At 58.2% G+C, this 23,084-nt stretch carries 17 protein-coding genes; 11 read left to right on the top strand and 6 right to left on the bottom strand.

Going from position 1 to position 23,084, the window contains the following annotated elements; genetic code table 11:
• Positions 1-17: 17 nt before the first annotated feature.
• On the bottom strand, positions 18-911 hold the full coding sequence (locus AC5S27_RS12215) for an alpha/beta hydrolase (protein ID WP_493934832.1): 894 nt from the start codon (positions 909-911) through the stop codon (positions 18-20).
• Positions 912-1,151: 240 nt separating this feature from the next.
• On the opposite strand from AC5S27_RS12215, the gene AC5S27_RS12220 reads away from it, so the two are divergent.
• On the top strand, positions 1,152-3,500 hold the full coding sequence (locus tag AC5S27_RS12220) for a transferrin receptor-like dimerization domain-containing protein (RefSeq protein WP_493934833.1): 2,349 nt from the start codon (positions 1,152-1,154) through the stop codon (positions 3,498-3,500).
• 89 nt (positions 3,501-3,589) lie between these two features.
• Here AC5S27_RS12220 and AC5S27_RS12225 read toward each other — a convergent pair whose 3' ends face one another.
• Positions 3,590-4,909: a diguanylate cyclase domain-containing protein gene (locus AC5S27_RS12225; RefSeq protein ID WP_493934834.1), complete on the bottom strand. Its 1,320-nt coding sequence runs from the start codon at positions 4,907-4,909 to the stop codon at positions 3,590-3,592.
• A 216-nt stretch (positions 4,910-5,125) separates the two neighbouring features.
• Here AC5S27_RS12225 and AC5S27_RS12230 point away from each other — a divergent pair, with 216 nt between their 5' ends.
• Positions 5,126-5,536, top strand: a complete 411-nt coding sequence (locus tag AC5S27_RS12230) for a hypothetical protein (protein ID WP_493934835.1) — start codon at positions 5,126-5,128, stop codon at positions 5,534-5,536.
• A gap of 383 nt (positions 5,537-5,919) precedes the next feature.
• Here AC5S27_RS12230 and murA read toward each other — a convergent pair whose 3' ends face one another.
• A complete protein-coding gene (gene murA / locus AC5S27_RS12235) occupies positions 5,920-7,224 on the bottom strand; it encodes a UDP-N-acetylglucosamine 1-carboxyvinyltransferase (RefSeq protein ID WP_493934836.1) in 1,305 nt (434 codons plus the stop codon).
• Between the two features lie 94 nt (positions 7,225-7,318).
• Between murA and AC5S27_RS12240 the strand changes: the two genes are divergently transcribed.
• Positions 7,319-8,950, top strand: a complete 1,632-nt coding sequence (locus tag AC5S27_RS12240; RefSeq protein ID WP_493934837.1) for a DUF5597 domain-containing protein — start codon at positions 7,319-7,321, stop codon at positions 8,948-8,950.
• A 99-nt stretch (positions 8,951-9,049) separates the two neighbouring features.
• On the opposite strand, the gene murQ is transcribed toward AC5S27_RS12240, so the two are convergent.
• The gene (murQ, locus tag AC5S27_RS12245; RefSeq protein WP_493937310.1) at positions 9,050-10,024 is read right to left on the bottom strand and encodes an N-acetylmuramic acid 6-phosphate etherase; all 975 of its coding nucleotides are present in this window, start codon (positions 10,022-10,024) and stop codon (positions 9,050-9,052) included.
• 153 nt (positions 10,025-10,177) lie between these two features.
• Positions 10,178-11,293, bottom strand: coding sequence for a serine hydrolase domain-containing protein (locus AC5S27_RS12250; RefSeq protein ID WP_493934838.1), 1,116 nt, complete (start codon positions 11,291-11,293; stop codon positions 10,178-10,180).
• 153 nt (positions 11,294-11,446) lie between these two features.
• Between AC5S27_RS12250 and AC5S27_RS12255 the strand changes: the two genes are divergently transcribed.
• From AC5S27_RS12255 to carB, 5 genes are all read left to right on the top strand, one after another.
• Positions 11,447-12,331 carry a hypothetical protein gene (locus AC5S27_RS12255; protein WP_493934839.1) on the top strand — a complete coding sequence of 295 codons (885 nt, stop codon included), beginning with the start codon at positions 11,447-11,449 and terminating at the stop codon, positions 12,329-12,331.
• 22 nt (positions 12,332-12,353) lie between these two features.
• Complete coding sequence (lepB, locus tag AC5S27_RS12260; RefSeq protein WP_493934840.1) at positions 12,354-12,947, top strand: signal peptidase I; 594 nt, start codon at positions 12,354-12,356, stop codon at positions 12,945-12,947.
• A gap of 167 nt (positions 12,948-13,114) precedes the next feature.
• Complete coding sequence (gene carA / locus AC5S27_RS12265) at positions 13,115-14,260, top strand: glutamine-hydrolyzing carbamoyl-phosphate synthase small subunit (RefSeq protein WP_493934841.1); 1,146 nt, start codon at positions 13,115-13,117, stop codon at positions 14,258-14,260.
• The gene (locus AC5S27_RS12270) at positions 14,257-14,742 is read left to right on the top strand and encodes a carboxypeptidase-like regulatory domain-containing protein (RefSeq protein WP_493934842.1); all 486 of its coding nucleotides are present in this window, start codon (positions 14,257-14,259) and stop codon (positions 14,740-14,742) included. The genes carA and AC5S27_RS12270 overlap by 4 nt, the downstream gene beginning before the upstream one ends.
• Positions 14,726-18,007 (top strand): carbamoyl-phosphate synthase large subunit, encoded by a 3,282-nt coding sequence (gene carB / locus AC5S27_RS12275; RefSeq protein WP_493934843.1) that lies wholly within the window; start codon positions 14,726-14,728, stop codon positions 18,005-18,007. The genes AC5S27_RS12270 and carB overlap by 17 nt, the downstream gene beginning before the upstream one ends.
• A 66-nt stretch (positions 18,008-18,073) precedes the next feature.
• Here carB and AC5S27_RS12280 read toward each other — a convergent pair whose 3' ends face one another.
• Complete coding sequence (locus AC5S27_RS12280; RefSeq protein ID WP_493934844.1) at positions 18,074-18,589, bottom strand: hypothetical protein; 516 nt, start codon at positions 18,587-18,589, stop codon at positions 18,074-18,076.
• 160 nt (positions 18,590-18,749) lie between these two features.
• Between AC5S27_RS12280 and AC5S27_RS12285 the strand changes: the two genes are divergently transcribed.
• The 3 genes from AC5S27_RS12285 to AC5S27_RS12295 all read left to right on the top strand — a co-directional run bounded on the left by AC5S27_RS12285 (position 18,750) and on the right by AC5S27_RS12295 (position 23,022).
• The gene (locus tag AC5S27_RS12285) at positions 18,750-19,817 is read left to right on the top strand and encodes a dihydrodipicolinate synthase family protein (RefSeq protein WP_493934845.1); all 1,068 of its coding nucleotides are present in this window, start codon (positions 18,750-18,752) and stop codon (positions 19,815-19,817) included.
• Between the two features lie 295 nt (positions 19,818-20,112).
• The gene (locus AC5S27_RS12290) at positions 20,113-21,963 is read left to right on the top strand and encodes a 2-oxoacid:acceptor oxidoreductase subunit alpha (RefSeq protein WP_493934846.1); all 1,851 of its coding nucleotides are present in this window, start codon (positions 20,113-20,115) and stop codon (positions 21,961-21,963) included.
• Positions 21,964-21,966: 3 nt separating this feature from the next.
• Positions 21,967-23,022, top strand: coding sequence for a 2-oxoacid:ferredoxin oxidoreductase subunit beta (locus AC5S27_RS12295; RefSeq protein ID WP_493934847.1), 1,056 nt, complete (start codon positions 21,967-21,969; stop codon positions 23,020-23,022).
• Positions 23,023-23,084: the final 62 nt, after the last annotated feature.

Genomic DNA, 23,084 nt, shown 5'->3' on the forward strand with positions numbered 1-23,084 from the left:
GCCGAGCGCGTCCGCGCCTATTGGGTGGCTCTCAGGATTTGCTGTATGAGGATTTTGCCGAATTTTCCGTCTGGGTCGAGCATGTCGAAGTGGCCTGCGCCTTCCAAGTTGACTACGGACAGTTGGTCGCCTTTGGTTTCAGCTGCGGCTCGATAGGAGTTCACGAGCGGGGCTGAGTGCTGGAGAAGGCCTGCCGTGACGATGATCTGCGGCATGCCGAGCGGCAGGAAGGACTGGGCGGAGCCGTCGCGGTAACGAATGGGCTGCTGGGCAGAGGTGCCTCCCATGAGCGGGGCGATGCCTGGATCCGGACAGAAATTCGATTCCACGGGCTGCGCAGCGGCCAGGTCGGGCGGCCCGTCTACATCGATGACGGCTTTCACTGCGAGCGGGTCTTTGACGTAGAGCGGGGTGGAGGCTGGGATCTTTGGCCGGGCGGCGATCCAGAGGCCGAGTTGGCCACCGGAAGAATGCCCGACGATGACAATTCGTTTGAGGTCGAGGTTGTAGGTGGGTGCGATCTTGCGGAGGTAATCAGTGGCGGCGGCGAGATCGAGGAAGGTGTCTGGCCAGGCTGCTCCGGGGCTTCCAGCGCGGCGGTACTCGATGTTCCAGGTGGCGACACCGTCCGCAGCGAGGGTTGCGGCGAGTGGTCTGAGTGGCTCGTAGGTGGTGGTTCGGGGGTCGGCTTTCTGCAAGTGATCCAGCCAGCAGCCGCCATGCACGATGATGGCGACCGGGTGCAGGCCTGGGGTTCTTGGCAGGCGCAGCTCTCCAAATTGAAGCGGTTCAGCGCCGTAGGTTAGGCGGCGGTCGGCATCTGGCACGGGCTTGTTGAGCATCGCCGTCATCCGCGACTGGGCGGACGCGGCGGTGGAAAGAAGAGCCAGCGTGAGAATGAGTAATTTCACCTCGACAGCATACCTTGGTTTTCCTTCCGGGAGGGGGAATTCGACGCATGGCCGGGAAATGGATAGACGGGGTGAATGCGACGAATAAAGAAATTCGAATTCGCTGGAGGCTGGAGACAGGGCGGATATACTTTGCGTGAGCCGAAGATACCTGATTCAAGACGCGTGCTGGATGCGTATTCGATCTGCCCGACCTCGCCGGCCCGCACTCCCACATACCTTTCGATTTTTGGAGATACGATGATCCGTTCTCGTTTGTTTGCAGTGGCATTACTGCCGACGCTGGTTTTTCCGCCGCAATTGTTGATGGGCCAAATGAAGTCCGAAGCGCAGTCCGCCGGGCCGTTGGATGGGTATTCGAAGGCAGCTTCGGATGCTGAGCGTGGATGGGAGGAGAAGTTTCGGGCGACGCCGGTGCCGGACAACATCAAGGAGAATATGCGGCGGCTTTCGGCGAGGCCGCATCATGTCGGGTCGCCGTATGACAAGGACAATGCGGAATGGATGCTGTCGAAGTTCAAAGAGTGGGGGTTTGACGCGCAAATTGAGAACTTCTACGTGCTCTTTCCGACGCCGAAGGAGCGGCTGGTTGAGCTGAAGGATGCTGCCGGGAAGACGGTGTTTACGGCGAGCCTGAAGGAGCCGGTGGTGGCGGACGATCCGACTTCCGGGCAGACTGCGGAGCAGTTGCCGACCTATAACGCGTATTCGGCGGATGGGGACGTGACCGGGCCGCTGGTGTATGTGAATTACGGGACTCGCGAGGATTATGAAGAGCTGGACCGGCTGGGCGTTTCGGTCAAGGGCGCGGTGGTGATCGCGCGGTATGGCGGGGCGTGGCGCGGGATCAAGCCGAAGGTGGCTGCGGAGCATGGGGCTGTGGGATGCATTATCTACTCCGATCCGGCGAACGATGGGTATGGTGTTGCTGATTCCTTTCCGAAGGGCGCAGGACGGCCGAAGGACGGGGTGCAACGCGGCGGCGTGAACGATACCGATTTTCCGGGTGATCCGCTGACGCCGGAAGTTGGCGCGACCAAAGATGCGAAGCGGCTGGAGCGGAAGGATTCGCCGATCATTACCAAGATTCCAGTGCTGCCCATCTCGTATGCAGATGCGACGCCGTTGTTACAGGCAATTGCCGGGCGGGTGGCTCCGGCAGCGTGGCGTGGCGGTTTGCCGCTGACGTATCACCTTGGGCAGGGCGAGGGAACCAAAGAGCCGGCGAGTGTCGCGAAGGTTCACCTGAAGATGTTTTCGAACTGGGATATCAAGACGCTGTACGACGTGATTGCGAAGATTCCGGGTTCGACGGAGCCGGATGAGTGGGTGATTCGCGGGAACCATCATGATGCGGGGGTGAATGGGGCGAGCGATCCTGTTTCGGGTATGTCGGCTGAGTTGGAAGAGGCGCGCGGTTTGGGCGAGTTGCTGAAGCAGGGATGGAAGCCGCGGCGGACAATTGTTTACGCGGCCTGGGATGGTGAGGAGCCGGGTTTGCTCGGATCCACCGAGTGGGTGGAGACGCATGCTGACGAGTTGAAGAAGAAAGCGGTGATGTACCTGAACACCGACGGCTCGGGACGCGGGTATCTGTTTATGGAGGGTTCGCATGGGTTGGAGCACTTCATCAATGGGGTAGGCGCTGAGGTTACGGATCCGGAAAAGGGAATTCCGGTGACGGAGCGGACGCGGAAGGCTTCGATTGCTCGTGGCCGCGGTGGGGATCGGACGGAGGTACGCAATCGGCCTGATCTCCGCATTGGTGCGCTGGGGGATGGGTCGGACTATGTTTCGTTCCTGGACTTTGCCGGCATCCCTTCGCTGGACATCGGGTTTGGCGGTGAGGATCGAGGGAGCCAGTATCACTCGATCTATGATGATTTCTACTTCTACACGCATTTCGAGGATACGGATTTCGTCTACGGGAAAGCGCTGGCGCAGGTGAGCGGCACGGCGGTGATGCGGATGGCGGATGCACAGCTCTTGCCTTATAACTTCGCCAATACGGCCGATACCGTTGAAACCTATGTCGATGAGGTGAAGAAACTGCTGAAGTCGGAGCAGGATGAGATTGCCGAGAAAAACAAGGAGATCGACGAGGGCGTGTTTGAGGCGACGAGCGATCCGAAGAATCCGATTGCTGCTCCGAAGCGAGAGGAGATGCCGCCGTTTCTGAACTTTGCTCCGCTGGAGAATGGTGCTGCTGCTCTGACTGTTAGCGCAAAGGAGTATCAAAAGGCCGTCAAGGCAGCCGAGGCCAATGGTGGAGCGGCCCTGGATGCGTCGGGTATTGATGCTGTGAACCAGCTGTTGATGCAGACAGAGCGTGCTTACTTCCGCTCGGAGGGTTTGCCGGGGCGAAGCTACTTCAAACATCAGCTTTATGCGCCGGGAGCTTACACAGGCTACGGAGTGAAGACGCTGCCTGCAGTCCGCGAGGCGATTGAGCAGCGGAAATGGTCGATTGCCGACGCTTCTACGGTGACGGTGGGGCAGGTGCTTGTGGAGGAAAGCAAGGCGATCAAGGCGGCTACGGAGAAGCTGAAGTCTGTTGCTCCTGGAGGCGCTGCTGGCGGTTCGCATTGAGTTTGTACACGCCGGCAGGAATGGCTTCCCTGAGCGGGATGGCCGTTTTCATTTCGGGAGGTATGGATCGAGGGAACTTCGCAGAAGAACTAGCTGGCGATGGTGTGTGGTTGCCGGATCTGTTCCTGCACTTGTGGCAGGGCTTCGCGACTGCCAGCGACTCCCTCTTTGCTCTCCTGCTTGTGGGCGTACATGCGGAGGTCTGCTTCGACGCAGAGTGAGCTTGCGTCTTCTGCGTCTTTGGGGAAGATGGCTACGCCGATGCTGGCGCCTACGTTGATGAGTTGGCCGTCAAGCATGGTGGGCTGGGAGAGCGTTTCGCGAAGTCCGGCTGCAATGGAATCTGCGGCCTGGCGGCGGCCGGAGTCTTCGAGGATGATGCAAAACTCATCGCCACCGGTTCGGGCGACGGTGTCGGAGCGACGGACGCGCGCTTCCAGAATGCCGGAGACGTATTTCAGAAGAAGATCTCCCATGTGGTGACCATAGGTGTCGTTGACGGCCTTGAAGCCGTCCATATCGATCTGCAACAGGGCGACACTGGTGTTGCTCCTCTTGGCCCGTTCGATAGCGCTGGTGAGACGGTCCTGGAAGAGGCGGCGGTTGGCGAGCGAGGTGAGGTCGTCATGCAGGGCGAGATACTGTGAGCGCTCAATCTGCTTCTCGAGAAGCAGAAGGAGCATGCCGATGGCGACGACGTACTTGGGGATATTCCAGACCTCGCTTTCCAGCACGAAGTTGGGCATTAAGTAGGAGAGGGCCGGGGAGATCGCGAACACCAATGCCCAGGCGAGGAATCCGCCGATGGTGATGATCGAGCCGGTGGTTGAAATCTGGTGGGAGTACCAGAAGTAAACACAGCAGCCCATGTAGACGACAAAGAGGATGGCGTACACGCCGAGTTCGGCGTTGCCGGACTGGCGGCGAAGGACGAGGAGTTCGGCGCCAAGAGCGAACTGCAGTCCGACCGTAAGCCAGCGCAATCCATGCTGGTAGTACCGGCGATACGTGATTGCTACGCTGAGTGGGCCGACGGCGATAAGAATCGCGGAGGCGTCGAAAGCCCACCCCGGGACGTTCGGCAGGCAATCCAGAATCATATAGAGAGAAGTGCTCAGGAATGTTGCTGCCGCCATGCGGCGGCTCTTAATGCTTTTCTCTGTGGGAACGGTGGCCCACATGAAGCAGATGCTTGCCGCAACGAGAGTGAGCAGGGAGACTATATCTGCCAGGATCCCGATGACACCGGGAAGCCTGGCGAAGATTGCCGCCGAGAAGTGCATCACGATGGTCGTCCAGCCTACGAGCCAGAGGCGATGGGCAGGGGTGTGATTGTGACGGAGAAGGGATCTAAAGGCGCAGGCCAAAGCGAAGATCGCCAGCAAGTCAGGAACTCTTGACCAATCCATGGGTGCGCCTTTCCTTAGAATTTGGGCCCTATTCGCTCCAACTAAGAATGCAGGAAAAATAATGGAATTTTGATCCCGCAATGGTGGTAGTAACCATACAGAATGTGGCACTTTAGTACTCATTATTTATGCGAATTTTCGATCAAAAGTGTTAGACGGGTTCGTGGGTGGTAGATATTGCTGAAGTATGGCTGGTTTTCGGGTAGACTCAAGCCGATGAGCGCGAGTATGTACATCGTGGTCGAGGGCGACGATCCGGGGTTCGATATCTTCGTGAACGGGCAGGCTTTGGCCCGGAATGAGGACGCCTTGGAGCGCCTGTCGGAGCGGCTGAGCGTACAGCCGTTTCTCGAATTTTTCTCGGCAGACCGGAACTCGATGGCGCTGCTTATGGAACAGGGCGCAGGAAATCCGGAGTGGACGCAGAACCTTCCACAGCCGCAGTGGTTCAGGCCTGAGGATGGTTTGCGGACTGTGCGAGCGCTGCAGGATTTTCTGGCAATGTCCCCGACTGCGCTTGGGTCGGACTCAGAAATGGTGGGCCGGGAGCTTCATGAGTACGAGACCGTGCTGCGGAAAACTTCGGCGCGCGGCCTGAGATGGCATCTGGCGGTTAGCTGGCGTTAGTTCCTGGAACTACTTCTTGTCGGAATAGATTTCTACGATGTGTCCGTCAAATCGAAGTCCGCGCAGTGTCCGATCTACCATTTGATCCAGCACAGTCGGAGTGATGCTGAGAGGCTCGCCTTTCACCTGAAACGGCGTAGGAAATAGAAATCCGTCTTCGAATCCGAAGGCGAAAGTACCCCTGAGGTCTGTGTATAGAACAGTATTGTGGCTGAAGCTGAGGCTAAAGCCTTCATCCGAGATAATCGGCCCGAACCATTTCCATCGCCTCTTAAACATAAGACTTACAGTTATAAGGCGGGATGCCTGATCCTGTCGATTCTTGCCAGACCCACCCTTCCCCGATTGGCGAAGGATGGGCGATCAAATTTGCCGATATTTCCTTACACGTTGGCTACTGAGGCTTCCTTTTTGGCGAAGACGTTGCCGAGGCGGCGGATTTCTGCGCCTACACCGCGGAGCTTTTCTTCGATGCGCTCGTAGCCGCGGTCCATGTGGTAAACGCGGTCGAGGATCGATTCGCCGTCTGCGACCATCGCGGCCAGTACCAGAGAGGCTGAGGCGCGGAGGTCGCTGCACATGACGGCGGTGGCGGAAAGGGGCGTCTTGCCACGGACGGTGGCAGTGCGACCGTCGACGGCGATGTTGGCGCCCATGCGGTTGAGTTCCTGGACGTGCATGAAGCGGTTTTCGAAGATGTTCTCCTTAACCTGGGAGACGCCTTCGCACTGGGTGAGCAGGGCCATGTATTGGGCCTGCATGTCGGTGGGAAAGCCGGGGTATTCCTGGGTGGAGATGTCGGTGGCTTCGAGGCCGTCGTCGGCACGAACGCGCACGGTGTCGGCGTTGAGGATGTCGACGCGGGCGCCGGCTTCCTGCAGTTTGCCGATGATGGCGCCAAGGTGGCTGGGGTTGCAGTTGGCGACGATGAGGTCGCCCTTGGTGATGGCTCCGGCGACGAGGAAGGTGCCGGCCTCGATGCGGTCGGGGTTGATGCGATGACGGGTGCCGTGGAGGCGTTCGACGCCTTTGACACGAATCGTGGCGGTGCCGGCGCCTTCGATGCGGGCTCCCATGGAGACGAGCATGGCAGCGAGGTCGGTGACTTCGGGCTCGCGGGCGCAGTTTTCAAAAAGGGTTTCGCCGTCAGCGAGGACGGCGGCCATGAGCAGGTCTTCGGTGCCGGTAACGGTGATCTTGTCGAAGACGATATGGGTGCCCTTGAGACGTTCGGCGCGGGCTTCGAGGTAGCCGTGTTCCTGGGTGATGACGGCGCCCATCTTTTCGAGACCTTTGAGATGCAGGTCGATGGGGCGGCCGCCGATGGCGCATCCGCCGGGCATGGCGACGCGAGCCATGCCGCAGCGGGCGACGAGCGGTCCTAGGACGAGGGAACTGGCGCGCATGGTCTTGACGATTTCGTATTTGGCGACTGGATCGCTCAGGTTGCGGGCGCTGATGGTGGTGCGGTGCTGGGCGCGGCCATAGCCGAGTTCGACTTCGGCGCCCATGGAGGCGAGGAGTTTGCGCTCGGTCTCGATGTCCTGGACTTGCGGGATGTTTTCTAGGGTGACTTCGTCTTCGGTGAGGATGGCGGCGGCCATGCAGGGGAGGGCGGAGTTTTTTGCTCCGGAAACGCGAATGGTGCCGACGAGCGGGTTGCCGCCACGTACTACGAACTTATCCATATGAGTGCGAACTCCTGAGTTTCAAGTGTAAATCCGCCTGGGTGCCGGGCGCGGAGGGGGGAGGTTATACTTGCGGCACCGGGGGTTCAAGGCTTTGATTAATCGGTTTATTGCGGTGGTGGTGCTGGTCGCTTTGGGGATATTAGGCGCGGCGCGGGAGGGTGTCGCGCAGGGCACGAGTTCGAACGGGCCTAAGCCGATTCCTTCGATCGCTGAGAAGAACGGGCATTTCGCGCTGATGGTGGATGGGGAGCCGTTCCTGATGCTGGGAGTGCAGGCGAACAATTCGAGCGCGTGGCCGGCGTATCTAGGGAAGGTTTGGCCAGCGGCAGAGACGCTGCATGCCAATACGGTCGAATTGCCTATCTATTGGGAGCAGGTTGAGGCGGTGCAGGGGAAGTATGACTTTTCGCTGGTAGACATGATTCTGAAGCAGGCGCGGGAGCATAAGGTCCGGCTAGTGCTGCTCTGGTTCGGTACATGGAAAAACGGCAGTTCGCACTACACGCCGGAGTGGGTGAAAACGGACCAGGTGAAGTATCCGTTTGTGCGTGGGAAGGATGGGCAGACGGTCGATTCGCCGAGCACGTTTTCTCCGGCGCGGCTGAAGTCGGATAAGAAGGCGTTTGCGGCGCTGATGCAGCACTTGAAAGAGGTGGATGGCGAGCGCACGGTGGTGATGGTGCAGGTGGAGAACGAGGTCGGGATCTGGGGAGCTGTGCGGGATTATGGTGCGGCGGCCGAGAAAGCTTTTGCCGGGCAGGTGCCGGAGCGTCTGGTCAAGCGGCTTGGGAAACAGCCCGGGACTTGGAAGCAGGTTTTCGGGGATGAGGCGGACGAGACTTTCCAGGCCTGGTGCATCGCTACCTATGTCGAGGAAGTTGCAGCTGCGGGAAAGGCTGAGTATCCGCTGCCGCTGTATGTGAATGCTGCCTTGCGCGATCCGTTTCATGCGACGGTTGGGAGCTATGAGTCGGGTGCTCCGACGGATAACCAGATCGATCTGTGGAAGGTAGCCGCGCCTTCGATCAGCCTGGTAGCGCCAGATATTTATCTCGCGGAGTATCCGAAATATCGCAAGGCGATGGAGTTGTATGCGCGGAAGGACAATGCACTGCTGATTCCGGAGACGGGGAATCCGGCGGAGTTTGCGCGGTATGTGTATGCAGCGATCGGGCACGGAGCGATTGGCTGGGCGCCGTTTGGACTGGACCTGACCGGGTACAGCAACCAAACGAAGGGGCCACTTGGGATGGAGGCGAGTACGCTAACACCATTTGCACGGCAGTATGCGCTGCTGGCTCCGATGCAGAGAAAGCTGGCCCACTGGATGTATGAGGGGAGGCTCGTGAAAGGGTCGAGCGAGGACCCTGCGGTGCATCGGGAGGCCCTGGAGTTCAAGGGGTGGAATGCGGAAGTGAGCTACGGGATGCCTTCGTTTGGGAATGGGATGGAGCCGAAAGGGAATTCGCCTGTCGATGGCGGGGTGATTGTGGCGCAGGTTTTTCCGGATGAGTTTCTAGTGGCGGGACATCACGCGAGGGTGGACTTTGTGCCGGCCGCTCCGGGCAAAAAACGGCTTTTTATTCGGGTCGAGGAGCAGCATATGACGCCGGAACGCGATTGGGTGACTGACAGGGTTTGGAATGGGGATCAGACGGACTATGGTTTGAATCTGAAGGCGGATGAGGATGTCGTGCTGCGGGTGAAGCTGACTACCTACTGAGAAGCAGCAGATTCCCTTCAGGAATGACAACAAGAAAAACAAAAGCCTGATCTCCAGTCCGGACGATCAGGCTTTCTTTGAGCGGTTAACCGATATGTTTCAGAGTTCGAGGACGGTATCCTCAATGGCCAAGCGAACGTTCCCGTCAGATTTCGCCAGGCGGCGGACTGCTTCCGGTTTGTCGACCTTTGCTTTGAGCATGACGAGGGCAACGGGGACGCTGCGGCCGGCGCTCTTAATGGTGTTGACGGCGGTTTCGCGATCGATGGAGCAGGCGCGCATGAGGATGCGGATGCCGCGCTCGACCAGCTTGGAATTCTGCATGTGCACGTTAACCATCAGGTTTTCATACACGTAGCCAAGGCGGGTCATGGTGCCGGTGGTGATCATGTTCAGGACCATCTTCTGGGCGGTGCCAGCTTTCATGCGGGTGGAGCCTGAGATGACCTCGGGTCCGACTTCAGCGACGATGACGGTGTCAGCGGCGGCGGCGAGCGGGGTGCCGTAGTTGCACGTGACGGCGGCGGTTTTGGCTCCGCGGGCTCTTGCATAGGCTACAGCTGCTACGACATACGGAGTGCGGCCAGACGCCGAGAGACCGATCACGACGTCTTTTCGGGTCGGGCGGCGACGGGCAATGTCGCGCTGGCCAAGTTCTTCGGAATCTTCATTGACTTCGACCGCCGAGGCCAGAGCCTTCGGTCCGCCGGCCATAATGTACTGAACCTGTCCGGGGGCGGTTGAGTAGTTAGGCGGGCATTCGGAGGAATCGAGGGCGGCGATGCGGCCACTGGAACCGGCACCTACATAAATAAGGCGTCCGCCGTCGCGAAGGCTGCGGGCGACCTGATCGATGACCTGGGCGATTTCGGGGAGTGCTTTCTTGACGGCCGCGGCAACCTTGGAGTCTTCATGGTTGATAATGCGGGCGATTTCGAGGGCGGATTTCGTGTCCAGGCCCTGCGATGCTTCGTTCGAGCTTTCCGTAGTCAAAAGCTGCAACTGCGCCGCCGTATCTTTCTTCGGCTTTTCTGTGGCGCTAGCGGGTTCGTGCAGTAATGCGGTAGTCATCATCATTTTGGCCCCGATTCCCAATTGTAGTCCCTCGCCGTGCCCAGAGACTGTTCGTTTCTTTACGCTTTCGGGGGAGTGAAGTTTTCTGGTCACTCCCCCTTGTTACGGCTTTTGGGGTAGTCCAAACCGAATGTAAACCGAACGGGAGAACTTTCAAACAGCTTTTCGAAGCGCGTCATGGAATGCGGGGCGGACGGAGCGGATGAGCTGGGATTCGCGGTGTGGCCAGGTGCGGTTGGTGAGCAGAACGGCGGCAATGCTGGCGTCTCGGTCGATCCAGAGGGAGCAGCCTGAATAGCCAAGGTGGCCGATGGAGTTTTGCGAAAACAGGGTTCCGATGGAGGAATTTTCGGAGGGCGTGTCCCATCCCAGGGCTCGTGAGCTGCCGGGCGGAGGCTGGCGCTGAGCGAAGATCTCAATCGTTTTGGGATGGAAGAGGGAAGCCGGGTCCGGGGTCAGAATGGACTGGGCGAAACGCAGCAGGTCGGGGACGTTGGAGAACAGGCCGGCGTGTCCGGCGGCGCCCTTGAGCAGGTAGGCGTGCTCATCCTGAACTTCTCCCTGGATGCGACGCTGTCGAAAAAGCTCGTCCTCTTCTGTAGGCGGTATGCCGGGGCGCTGCGACGGGGTGGGACAAAAGCGAGTGGCTGCCATACCGAGGGGCGCGAAAACTTCACGGGAGGCGAATGCGGCCAGCGGTTCATTCAGGAGGGCTTCGAGGGCCTTCCCGAGCAGGATGAAGCCGGGATCAGAGTATTCGGCGCGGGTTCCTGGCTCGGCTTCGATGGGGAGCTCAAGGCATCCGCGCAGGACGGCATATGGGGTGGTGGCGGTGTGAAAGAGCGGCACGTATCCGGGAAGGCCTGAACTGTGGGCGAGCAGGTGGCGAAGCGTGACCCGGCGGGCCTGTCGCGAATCGTCGCGGCCAATAATGAAGCCGGGAAGCAACTCGCCGAGGAGTAGATCGAGATCCAGTTTTCCGCTTTGGTGGAGGAGCATCGCTACGGCTGTCGTGGAGACGACCTTCGTCAGGCTGGCAACGTCATATACGGTTTCCGGTGTGACGGATGGAGCCGAGCTTTCGTAGGTGAAGCTGCCAAGAGAGTCCTGCAGGAGGATCTGGCCATTGTGGAGCAGACCGAAGGCGCAGCCTGGAAAGGCTTGCGCGGCGGTTGCTTCGCGCAGGACAGAGTATGCCGCAGCGAATCGCGACTGCTGATCTTGCGGCGCGAAAGCGGAGGGCGGACCGGGTTGAGGGGCAGCGGCCACCTTCGCATCGTAACGCGAAATGCCGGGTGCCACACGGGAGGAGCTGGGAATTTTCTTCCAGTAAGATTCTGCTCGCGCTATCCTGAGCCTCTCGAGATGCGTCTATCGAAAATAGGGACTAGAGTTATGTTGGGCTTTTGCGGGGAGGATGGCATGGCTGGTTTGCGTCACATATTGCTGGCTGCGAGTTTCTCGAGTTGTGCTGTGCTGGGCATAGCGCAAACGCCGGTCGTTGGAACACCGACAGACCAACAGCCAAATCAGCAGCCGGTAAGAGACCCTCCAGCCGCGGAAGTGCCTGCTCCTCCAGCTAAGAAGCAATATATCGTCCCGGCTGGAACGAAGGTTCTGCTGCAACTGCGGAGCTCAGTCAATACCAAGAGCGCGAAACCAGGTGACGGGGTTTATCTGGCGTCGACTTTCCCGGTGGTTGTTGGAACAAGAGTGATGATTCCTTCGGGCGTCTATGTACAGGGGGTCGTGGACCGCGTGGTGCGCGCCGGGCGAGTGAAGGGCAAGTCGCAGCTGGATATGCATTTTTCCTCCATCATCTTTCCGAACGGAACAGTGGTTGAGATTCCTGGGATGGTGAATAGCCTGCCGGGCGCCAAGAAGCAGTCCGTGAAGGACAACGGCGAAGGAACGATTGAGCAGTCTGCCGATAAGGGACGCAACGCCGGGGAAGTGGCGAAAATCGCCATTCCTACCGGAGGTACAATCGGGGCGATCGGTGGGCTGGAAGGTGGACATCCGCTGGCAGGGGGGATCGCCGGTATCGGAGCAGGACTGGCTGCGACGGGCATCGTGGCGCTGTTCACGCGAGGTGCGGATGTAGATATTCCGAGCGGGACTCAGGTGGAGATGGTGCTGCAGAGGCCGTTGATTCTGGAAGAGGCGAATCTTTCGGCGACGGTGCAGGATGGAGCCAGTCCTGCGACGGCGCTCGTCCCCGCAGCTAACCAGCCGAAGCCGCTTGGCAAACCGGGCGGACCGCGGGCGCATCTGGTTTGCCCTCCGGGCACTCTGGGCTGCCAGTGAAATTCCTAGTAAAATCACCTATATGGACGAAGTAACGTCAGAACCGTTGGAACAGCAGGCTGAAGCGGCTGAGCTACCCGCAGCATCACCCGAAGTTCGACGGCCGCACGAGGGCTGGAAACTCTGGTTGAGAGATCTGCTGTTTTCGGCCTCTGCTTCGGTGCTGATCATTACTTTTCTGTATCAGCCGGTGCGCGTGGAAGGCGTCAGCATGTTGCCGCGGCTGGTGGATCAGGACCGCTTATTCATCAATAAATTCGTATATAAATTCATCAATATCGAACGTGGCGACGTAGTGGTCTTTCGTTATCCGCAAGACCAGACTCAGAGTTACATTAAGCGGATTATCGCTATCCCTGGCGACAGGCTGCGGATCGATGGAGGTCAGGTCTATGTCAACGACAATCCTCTGAAAGAGCCTTACGTTCCAGAGGACTACCGAGATACGAAGTCGATGGATAGCATGGTGGTACCGCCGGATGAGTATTTCGTGATGGGCGACCACCGTTTGATCTCGAAAGACAGCCGTGAGTTCGGGCCGGTGCGGCGGGATCTTATCTATGGCAAGGCGTCGTTTGTCTATTGGCCTACGCAGGATGTTGGGGTCGTTCACTGAGGCCTTTCAACAGGGCCTCCTGCTCCCAAGTATGGCCGATCACGCGAGTGGCCAACAATGCGCTATTTCTCAAACTTTGACAAGGCATCCTGCAAGCGGCGTAGCTCTGCAGAGACTTCACCCGCAAAACCTGATAGAATCGATTGAATCCACTCCTGGGAGACGCGATGCAAGCGACTCTTGCGCTCGAAGACGGGCGCATTTTTACGGGCGAAGGGTACGGAGCCGCGGGCGAATGTCTCGGCGAAGTGGTCTTTAATACTTCACTCACTGGTTATCAGGAAATAGCGACTGACCCTTCGTATGCGGGCCAGATCGTGGTCCTTACCAATCCACAAATTGGAAACTACGGCACCAATCTTGCCGATAATGAGGCTGCCAAGCCTTATATCGAAGGCCTGATCGTGCGCGAGTTTTCGCCTGTCAGTTCGAACTGGCGTTCGGAGCAGGTAACCGACGAGTACATGGAGCGCTTCAAGGTTCCTGTGCTGGCGGAGATCGATACGCGCGCGCTGGTGCGGCATCTGCGTACCTATGGCGTGATGCGCGGGGTTATTTCTACTTTAGAGAACGACCCTGAGAAGCTGGTCGCCAAGGCTCGCTCCATTCGCAAGATGGACGGGACCGATCTGGCTCGCGTGGTTTCGACGAAGACGATCTATAACTTTGACGCGAACGATGAGTTGGCGCAAAGCGAAGACACGATGCTGGCTGGCTCGCCGCGAGATGGTGACGGCAAGCCACTGCTGCATGTTGTCGCGTACGATTTCGGCATGAAGCGGAATATTCTGCGGATGCTGACGCGCGAAGGTATGCGGGTGACCGTGGTGCCGGCGGAGACGCGGTCGGAAGATGTGCTTGCGCTGAAGCCGGATGGTGTCTTTCTGTCGAATGGGCCGGGCGATCCTGAGCCGGTCGATTACGCGGTGAAGTCGATTCGCGAGATGATGGGCCGTGTGCCGATCTTCGGGATCTGCCTTGGGCATCAGCTGACAGGGCTTGCGCTGGGTGGCAAGACGTACAAGCTGAAGTTCGGGCATCATGGCGGCAATCATCCGGTGAAGAACAACATCACTGGCAAGGTCGAGATTACGGCGCATAACCACAACTTTGCTGTCGATCCGGATTCGGTGAATGCGAATGAGGTTGAGCTGACTCACGTCGATCTGAATGACAACACGCTGGAGGGGTTGCGGCATAAGACGCTGCCGCTGTTCAGTGTGCAATATCATCCTGAGGCTGCTCCGGGGCCGCATGATTCGCATTATCTATTCCGCGATTTTCGCAACATGATGGATGAGTGGAAGGGATGAAGAAATGGCTCCCAATCCTGATACTTTGGGCCGGGGTCTTGGGGGCTATTTCTTTCTCATTCAAAGCTGAAGCGCAGATTGACTGCGTATCTCCTCGTAGTACCTCTGTAGGAAAAATTCAGGGGCGAGTTTACGATCCTGATGGTCAAGCGATACCAGAGGCGCTGGTATCGCTTGATTCCGACGGCGTCAATTCGATGTCCGTTAAGACTGACGTCTATGGGAAATTTCGTATCAAGTCTGGTCCGGGACTGCATCACTTGACAGTCAAAATGCCCGGCTTCGAAATGGCCGCTGGGAATTTGAATGTTGGTCGAGATATCAGCAATTCTTTCCACCCAAATACTCTCTATGTAATTCTCGGTCTCTCCGGATTAACATGCCCTTGGATCACCACCAAGAAGCATGAGTTCCTGGGGGAGATTCACGCGAACAAGAAACGATTTCAGGAAGCAGTGAAGAAGAATGCCACGCAGAAATGACATACAGAAGATTCTTGTGATCGGCTCGGGGCCGATTGTGATTGGGCAGTCGGCGGAGTTTGATTACTCCGGTACGCAGGCTTGCAAGGCGCTCAAAGCGGACGGTTATGAAGTGGTGCTGGTCAACTCCAACCCGGCATCGATCATGACGGATCCGGAGTTCTCTGATCGCACCTACATCGAACCGCTGACGCTCTCGTACGTGGAGGAGATCATCCGTGTGGAGTCGGCGATGATGGGGCCGGGTTCGGGCAAGTTTGCTCTGCTGCCGACGGTGGGCGGGCAGACGGCGCTCAATCTTGCTGTCGATCTGAGCGACTCGGGCATTCTCGACAAGTATGGCGTGGAGATGATTGGCGCCAAGCTCGAAGCCATCAAGAAGGCCGAAGACCGTTTGCTCTTCAAGGATGCGATGGTGCGCATCGGCCTTGAAGTGTCGAAGTCGATGCTGGTGAACAATCTTCGCGACGGCATGGACTTTGCGCAGAAGAATGGCTTTCCGGTGCTGATCCGGCCCAGCTTTACGCTGGGTGGTTCAGGCGGTGGCATTGCTTACAACCGTGAAGAGCTGATCGAGATTCTATCCAATGGCTTGAACCTTTCGCCGGTGCATGAGTGCCTCATCGAAGAGTCCGTGCTGGGTTGGAAAGAGTATGAGCTGGAGGTGATGCGTGACCTTGCAGACAACGTGATCATCGTGTGTTCGATTGAGAATTTTGACCCGATGGGCGTGCACACCGGTGACTCGATCACGGTGGCTCCGGCGCAGACGCTGACGGATCGCGAGTACCAGAAGATGCGCGATGCGGCCATTGCCGTGATGCGCGAAATTGGCGTGGAGACGGGCGGATCGAATGTGCAGTTCGCCGTGAATCCGGCGAACGGGCGCATGACGGTGATCGAGATGAACCCCCGTGTTTCGCGATCTTCGGCGCTGGCTTCGAAAGCTACGGGTTTCCCGATTGCGAAGATTGCGGCGAAGCTCGCTGTGGGTTACACGCTCGATGAGATTCCCAACGACATTACGCGCATGACGCCAGCGTGCTTCGAGCCGACCATCGACTATGTCGTAACGAAGATTCCGAAGTGGCAGTTTGAGAAGTTCCCTGGGTCGGATGAGACGCTGGGGCCGCAGATGAAGTCGGTCGGCGAAGTGATGGCGATTGGGCGGACCTTCAAGGAATCGCTCATGAAGGCGATGCGGTCGCTGGAGACGGGCAAGAAGACCGGATCGGAAGAGCTGGAACCGCGCCGCCTGACGCAGAAGCTGGTGACGCCGCAGCCGGACCGGTTGAACTACATCCGCTTCGCCTTTGAGCGGGGCATGAGTGTGCGCGAAGTGGCGCGCTACACGACGATGGACCCGTGGTTCCTCTTCCAGGTGCGTGAGATCTGCGAAGCGCAGCGGCTGGCTGGAACGTTGTCTGCCGAGACGGTGACGCCGGAGCAGTTGCGCAAGTTCAAGCGCATGGGCTTGAGCGATGAGCGTATTGCGAATGAGTGGCAGCTCGAGGGACACGAAGGCATTGCCAAGGTGCGTGAGCTGCGTTACGAGCATGGCATTCGGCCTATCTTCAAGCTGGTGGATACCTGCGCTGCGGAGTTTGAGTCGCACACGCCGTACTTCTATTCGAGCTACGACGAAGAGGATGAGGCGCCCCCGACGGACAAGCGCAAGATCATCATCCTGGGTAGCGGACCGAACCGCATCGGGCAGGGAATCGAGTTCGATTACTGCTGCTGCCACGCGGCTTTTGCGTTGAAGGAAGATGGCTACGAGACCATCATGGTGAACTGCAACCCGGAAACCGTTTCGACGGACTACGACACTGCAGACCGGCTCTATTTTGAGCCCTTGACGCTTGAAGACGTGCTTGCAGTTTACGAGCACGAAGCGAAGTCGGGCGCAGAGATTGGCATGATTGTGCAGTTTGGCGGGCAGACTCCGCTGAACCTGGCTCAGCGGTTGCGCAAGGCTGGGGTACCCATCATTGGAACTTCACCGGAGTCGATCGATCTCGCTGAGGATCGCAAGCGCTTCGGCAAGTTGCTCGAAGATCTGGCGATTCCGCAGCCTCCGGGCGGCACGGCTACGTCGGTGAAAGAGGCGCTGGCGGTGGGCGAGCGTGTCGGATATCCGGTGCTGGTGCGGCCTTCGTATGTGCTGGGTGGGCGGGCGATGGTCATCGCCTACGACGCTCAGGAAGTAGCGCGGTACATGACGACGGCGGTTGAGTATTCTTCCGACCGGCCGGTGCTGGTGGATCACTTCCTGGAGTCGGCTGTCGAGGTTGACGTGGATGCGCTTTGCGATTCGGAAGATGTCGTCATCGCGGCGATCATGCAGCATATCGAGGAGGCCGGCATTCACTCGGGCGACTCTTCGTGCGTGCTGCCGGCGGTTTCGATCCGGCCGGAGACGCTGGAGACGATTCGGACCTACACACGCAAGCTGGCGTTGGCGCTGAAGGTCGTTGGTCTGGTCAATCTGCAGTTCGCGATTCAGCGCGATGAGCAGGATGTGGATCATGTTTACGTGATCGAGGTGAACCCGCGTGCATCGCGGACCGTGCCTTACGTTTCAAAAGCTACGGGCGTGCAACTGGCCAAGATCGCTGCGCGGCTGATGACTGGGCGCAAGTTGCGCGAGTTCCTGCCGGAGCAGTTGGACAGCAAGACCGATCTCGATCCTGGGCCGTACTTCTACGTGAAGTCGCCGGTCTTCCCGTGGAACAAGTTTCCTGGGGCCGACACTGTCCTGAGTCCGGAGATGAAGTCGACGGGCGAAGTGATGGGTGTGGCGGACAACTTTGGTGAGGCGTTTGCCAAAGCACAGCTCTCCGCTGGACAGGTGCTGCCGGGTGAGGGAACGGTCTTCTTCAGCGTGAATGATCATGACAAGCCTGCCGCGACAGCGCTTGCGAAGCGCTTCGTTGAGCTCGGCTTCCATCTAGTTGCGACTGAGGGTACGGCGGCGGTACTGGAGCAGGGTGGGCTGATCGTGGACAGGGTTTTCAAGGTGAAGGAAGGCCGGCCGAACATCGTGGATCTGATCAAGGGCGATCGCATTCAGCTCATTGTGAATACGCCGCGCGGGCAGGACACATTCTTCGACGAGAAGGCAATCCGGCGCGCTGCCGTACTGGCGCGCATTCCAACGATCACCACGATTGCTGCGGCGCAGGCCGCTGCTGAAGGTATTTCTGCAATGCAGCGTCGGCATACATCTGTCATTTCGCTGCAAGAGCTGCACCCTGTGAGCTAGTGATCAGGGTCCCGTGGTCAGTGGTCTGCTTCCAAAAGCCGTCGATCGCTGACCACGGACCGCTGATCACTTTTTCTTCTTGAGCCCGAAACTGCCGCCGATGCCATAGGCGACGAAGGCAATCGCCGGCCAAGTCCCGAACAAGCGGCCCTCATTGTCGATGAGGCCGCTTTCTTCATTGGGGCTGAAGAAGGTCAGATAGATCTTCTGCGACGCATCGCAGTGGTAGCACTGATTGGGGCCGGTCGGCATGTCCAGGATCCAGAGGCAGATAACCAGGAACCAAATCAGGCCAATAAGCCAGGTGTAGGGTGCCATTTCGTTCTGCTTGACTCGCGTAAAGAGATAGCCGGCCAGGCAGGGGACCGCGAAGGTCATCGCTGTGGTGATGAGGACGGGTACGCTCTCCGGCTTTGCAAGGGTGACCGCCAGCATCATGGCGACCCAGGAACCGGCGGCCAGGATTGTGTGGATCAGAACCCAGAGCGCCTGGTTGCCGAGATTGGAGACGTTCTCCTGCTCTTCCTGGACGGCAATTTCGTCGGCGTCTGCTGCGGTACTCGGGCTGATTTCGGCGGTCATTGCGGTACGCTCCGGCTGGCTGCAGTGGTGACTTGAGTGTACGCCAGGAGTGATTACCTGGGAAATACTCCATGCGGGATGAAAGGTGGCGATTTTGGTGCGGGAGAGAGTGAGCGCGCCATCCTGAAAAGGTTCTGGCAGGAAGCCTTAGAATGGAAATATGTTGCTTGAAGGAATCTTTGCCCCCGTCACCACCCCGTTTTATGCCAATGAACGAGTTTATTGGAAAAAGCTCGAGTATAACGTTGCGCGGCTTTCGCTGACCGGGCTGGCTGGACTCGTCGTCCTTGGGTCTACCGGCGAAGCTGTGGCACTGGATGACGCGGAGACCCGCGAAGTTTTGCGCGTGGCGGCTGGAGCAGCGGCAGACGATAAGGTACTGATTGCCGGAGTAGGCCGGGAGAGCGTGCACGCTACGATGGCGCTGGCCGAGGCTGCGGCGGAGTTCAAGTACGACGCAGTATTGGTGCGCAATCCCTGCTATTACCGGCCTCAGTTGAGCAACGCGGCGATTCTGCATTATTTCCGCTCGGTGGCAGACCGGTCGCCTCTGCCGGTGATTTTGTATTCGATTCCGAAGTTCACCGAGTTTGAGATTCCGCTGGAAGTGGTGAAGGAACTGGCGCAGCATCCGAACATCATCGGTCTGAAAGAGTCGAGCGGCAAGGTGGAGCGTGTGCGAGATGTGGTGCAGGCGACGCGGCTGGCTCCACGAAGGACTGTGACGGTTACCACGATCTTTGAGGCTGTGACGGGAAGAATGCTGGCGGCAAAGCCTACTGGCTCTGGGAATTTCATCTCTGCTGAGGGGCTCGCTTCCGGTGGAGATGGCGGGATTGCGCTGGCTGTGGCGCCGCCGGTTCCTGCGCTGAAGACGCGTACGCGCGAAGTTGGCTTCCAGGTGTTGACCGGCTCGGCCGGGACGCTGAAGGAATCGCTGGACTCGGGTGCGAGCGGCGCGATTCTGGCCTTTGCCACCTGCGCTCCGCAGGCATGCCAGGAGATTTACATTGCCTGGAAAGAGCATGATGATCAGCTGGCAATTGACCGGCAGAAGCACATTGCCGAGGCTAGCAGCGTGATCGGCGGGAAGCTCGGTGTGCCGGGAATTAAGTATGCCTGCGACTGGAACGGGTATTTCGGCGGAAATGGGCGTTCGCCGCTGCTGCCACTGACGGCGGAATCGAAGGCCGAGATTGAGCGTCTGCTGGCGCAGATCCGGAACTGAGCAGTCTCCGCGATTTCACTGGCAAACAGCGGCTTTCATTGAGGGAAATCCATTGGAACGGTACATTTGATCGTCATATTTGTTGATGCACTGCATAATAATTTCGATGAGTTGTCTCAATTGACCCGCATATTGGGACCAATGAGGGAAATCGACAGCTTGGTTGAGGCCTATCCGATTGAACAGTAACCACTTGGGTCCACATTCGGACATATCTATGACTAAGTGACTATAATTGTTGGCTGAGAGAAGCATTAGTTCTTTCTGTATTTTCAAGTGAAGGGGATCCCGCCACATGGCGATAGGAGACCTCGCTCTGGGTCAACAGCAGAGCACATCAGCGGTAACAGACGCGCCAAAGCGCGTTGTCAATGACTTCAGCATTCAGGTCGCAACGGTCAACGGGTCCGGTTCGCAATCGGCCAATAGCGTTCTGCTGAAGAGCATTTTTGGAATGGGCGTTCCGGTTTCCGGAAAGAATCTGTTCCCTTCAAATATTGCCGGACTTCCAACCTGGTACACCATCCGCGCCAGCAAAGACGGGTACGTCGCCCGCAAGAAATTCATCGACATCCTGGTCGCGATGAACCCCGAAACAGCTCGTGAAGATATCCTGGCACTGCCAACCGGCGGTGTGGCGATCTATGACGAGAGTCTGAATCTGAAGCAGTACCGCGATGATGTGGTCTGTTATCCGGTTCCCTTCGACAAAATTACAGCTGCCGTTTGTCCGGAAGCCAAGCTGCGCAAGCTGGTACGGAACATGGTCTATGTCGGCGTCGTAGCGCATCTACTCGAGATCGACATGGACGCGGTACACGCTGCGCTCGGCAAGCAGTTTGCCAAGAAGCAAAAGGCTCTTGACCTGAACTTCGGTGCAGTCAAGGCTGGTGCTGCTTACTTTGTCGAAAAGCTCACCAAGCAGGATCCTTTCTTCATCGAGCGAATGAACGCTACGGCCGGCAAGATCGTCATTGACGGTAACTCGGCTTCAGGTCTGGGCGCGGTATTTGCGGGCGTCACTGTGGTTGCATGGTATCCGATTACGCCTTCGACCTCGGTAGTAGAAGCGACGATCGAGTATCTGAAGAAGTTCCGCGTGACCGAAGAGGGCAAGGCGACTTTCGCGGTCGTTCAGGCAGAGGATGAGCTCGCTGCGATCGGCATGGTGCTGGGCGCAGGCTGGTCAGGCGCTCGCTCGATGACGGCTACTTCAGGGCCCGGTATTTCGCTGATGGCGGAGTTCTCTGGACTGGGCTACTTTGCCGAGATTCCGGGCGTGATTTTTGACGTGCAGCGTACTGGTCCTTCGACGGGTATGCCGACGCGCACTTCGCAGGCTGACCTGCTTTCAACGGTCTTTCTTTCCCATGGCGATACCAAGCATGTTGTGCTCTTGCCGGGTTCGGTGAAGGAGTGCTTCGAGTTCGCCTACCAGGCGTTTGACCTTGCCGAGCGGCTGCAGACGCCGATCTTCGTGCTGTCCGATCTCGATCTGGGCATGAATAACTGGATGTCGGAGCCGTTTGTCTATCCGACTACGCCTCTGGATCGTGGCAAGGTACTGACGGCTGAGGATCTGAACCGGCTAGGTGGATTTGCCCGCTACGAAGATGTGGACGGCGATGCGATCGGCTACCGTACTTTGCCGGGCACGGATCATCCCAAGGCAGCTTACTTCACGCGCGGCTCAGGGCATAATTCAAAGGCTGGCTACACGGAGAAGCCCGAGGATTACGTCGACCTGATGGAGCGGCTGGCACGCAAGTTCGAGACGGCTGCGACCCTGGTGCCTAAGCCTGTCCTCGAAAAGAGCGTTGGCGCGAAAATCGGCATCATCGCGTATGGCACATCGCACTACGCTATCGCCGAGTCGCTCGATGAAATCAAGAAGGCCTACGATCTGGATGTGGATTACCTGCGTGTTCGCGCGTATCCCTTCACGGATGAGGTGGCTGACTTTGTTTCTGCCCACGACCGCATTTATGTCGTGGAGCAGGATCGCGATGCGCAACTGGCCAGCCTGCTGAAGCTCGATCTGGCGGCTGATCAGGTGACCAAACTCAGGAGCATTCTGCACTTTAACGGGCTGCCGATGGACGCGCAGTCGGTGACTTCGGATCTGGTCACCAAGGAGGGCCTCTAGTCGATGGCCACAGCTACAGCAACACCGCCGGTTCCGCCGGCTCCTAAGGTAAATCGCATCGGGCTTCCCGTACTTGAATACCGTGGCGGCAAGACGACGCTCTGCGCCGGTTGCGGACACAACGCCATCTCCGAGCGCATCATTGATGCGATGTTCGAGATGGGTGTGCAGCCTGAGCGGCTGATGAAGCTCTCCGGCATTGGCTGCTCGTCGAAAAGCCCGGCTTACTTCATGAGCCGTTCGCACAGCTTCAACAGTGTTCACGGGCGTATGCCTTCCGTCTCGACCGGTGCGATCCTCGGCAATCACACGATGAAGGCGCTTGGCGTCTCGGGCGATGGTGATACGGCTTCCATCGGCATGGGACAGTTTGTTCACCTGCTGCGCCGTAACCTGCCAATGATCTACATCATCGAAGACAACGGCGTTTACGGTCTCACCAAGGGCCAGTTTTCGGCGACTGCCGATATCGGTTCGAAGCTGAAGACCGGCGTCATCAACGATCTTCCTCCCATCGACACCTGTTCGCTGGCGATTCAGCTCGGCGCAACCTTCGTCGGCCGCTCGTTCTCGGGCGACAAGAAGCAGCTGCTGACTATGCTGAAGGCGGCTATTGCTCACAAGGGCACTGTGATGCTCGACGTCATCAGCCCGTGCGTGACCTTCAACGATCACGAAGGCTCGACGAAGAGCTACAAGTTCATGCAGGAGCATGACGAGCCGATCAATGAGCTTGGATTTGTGCCCAGCTTCGAGGATATCGAAGTTGAGTACGATCACGGCACAACGACCGATGTTCGCATGCACGATGGTTCCAGCCTGCGTCTGCGCAAGATCCGTGAGGATTACGATCCGACCGATAAGATCGCGGCAGTGAAGACGCTGATGGAAGCTCATGAAAGTGGAGAGGTACTCACGGGAGTCTTCTATGTCGACACCGAGAAGCCTACGTTCATCGATCTGTTGAACCTGGTGGATCAACCACTGAGCTCGCTGCCCGAATCCGTCACGCGGCCTTCGCAGGAAGTGCTGAATAAGGTCATGGCCAGCCTCCAGTAGGATGATTCAAGACAACAATAATCCCCGCTCAGTCTCTCGATTGAGCGGGGATTTTCTTTGCC

The organism is Acidicapsa borealis, from assembly GCF_059115245.1.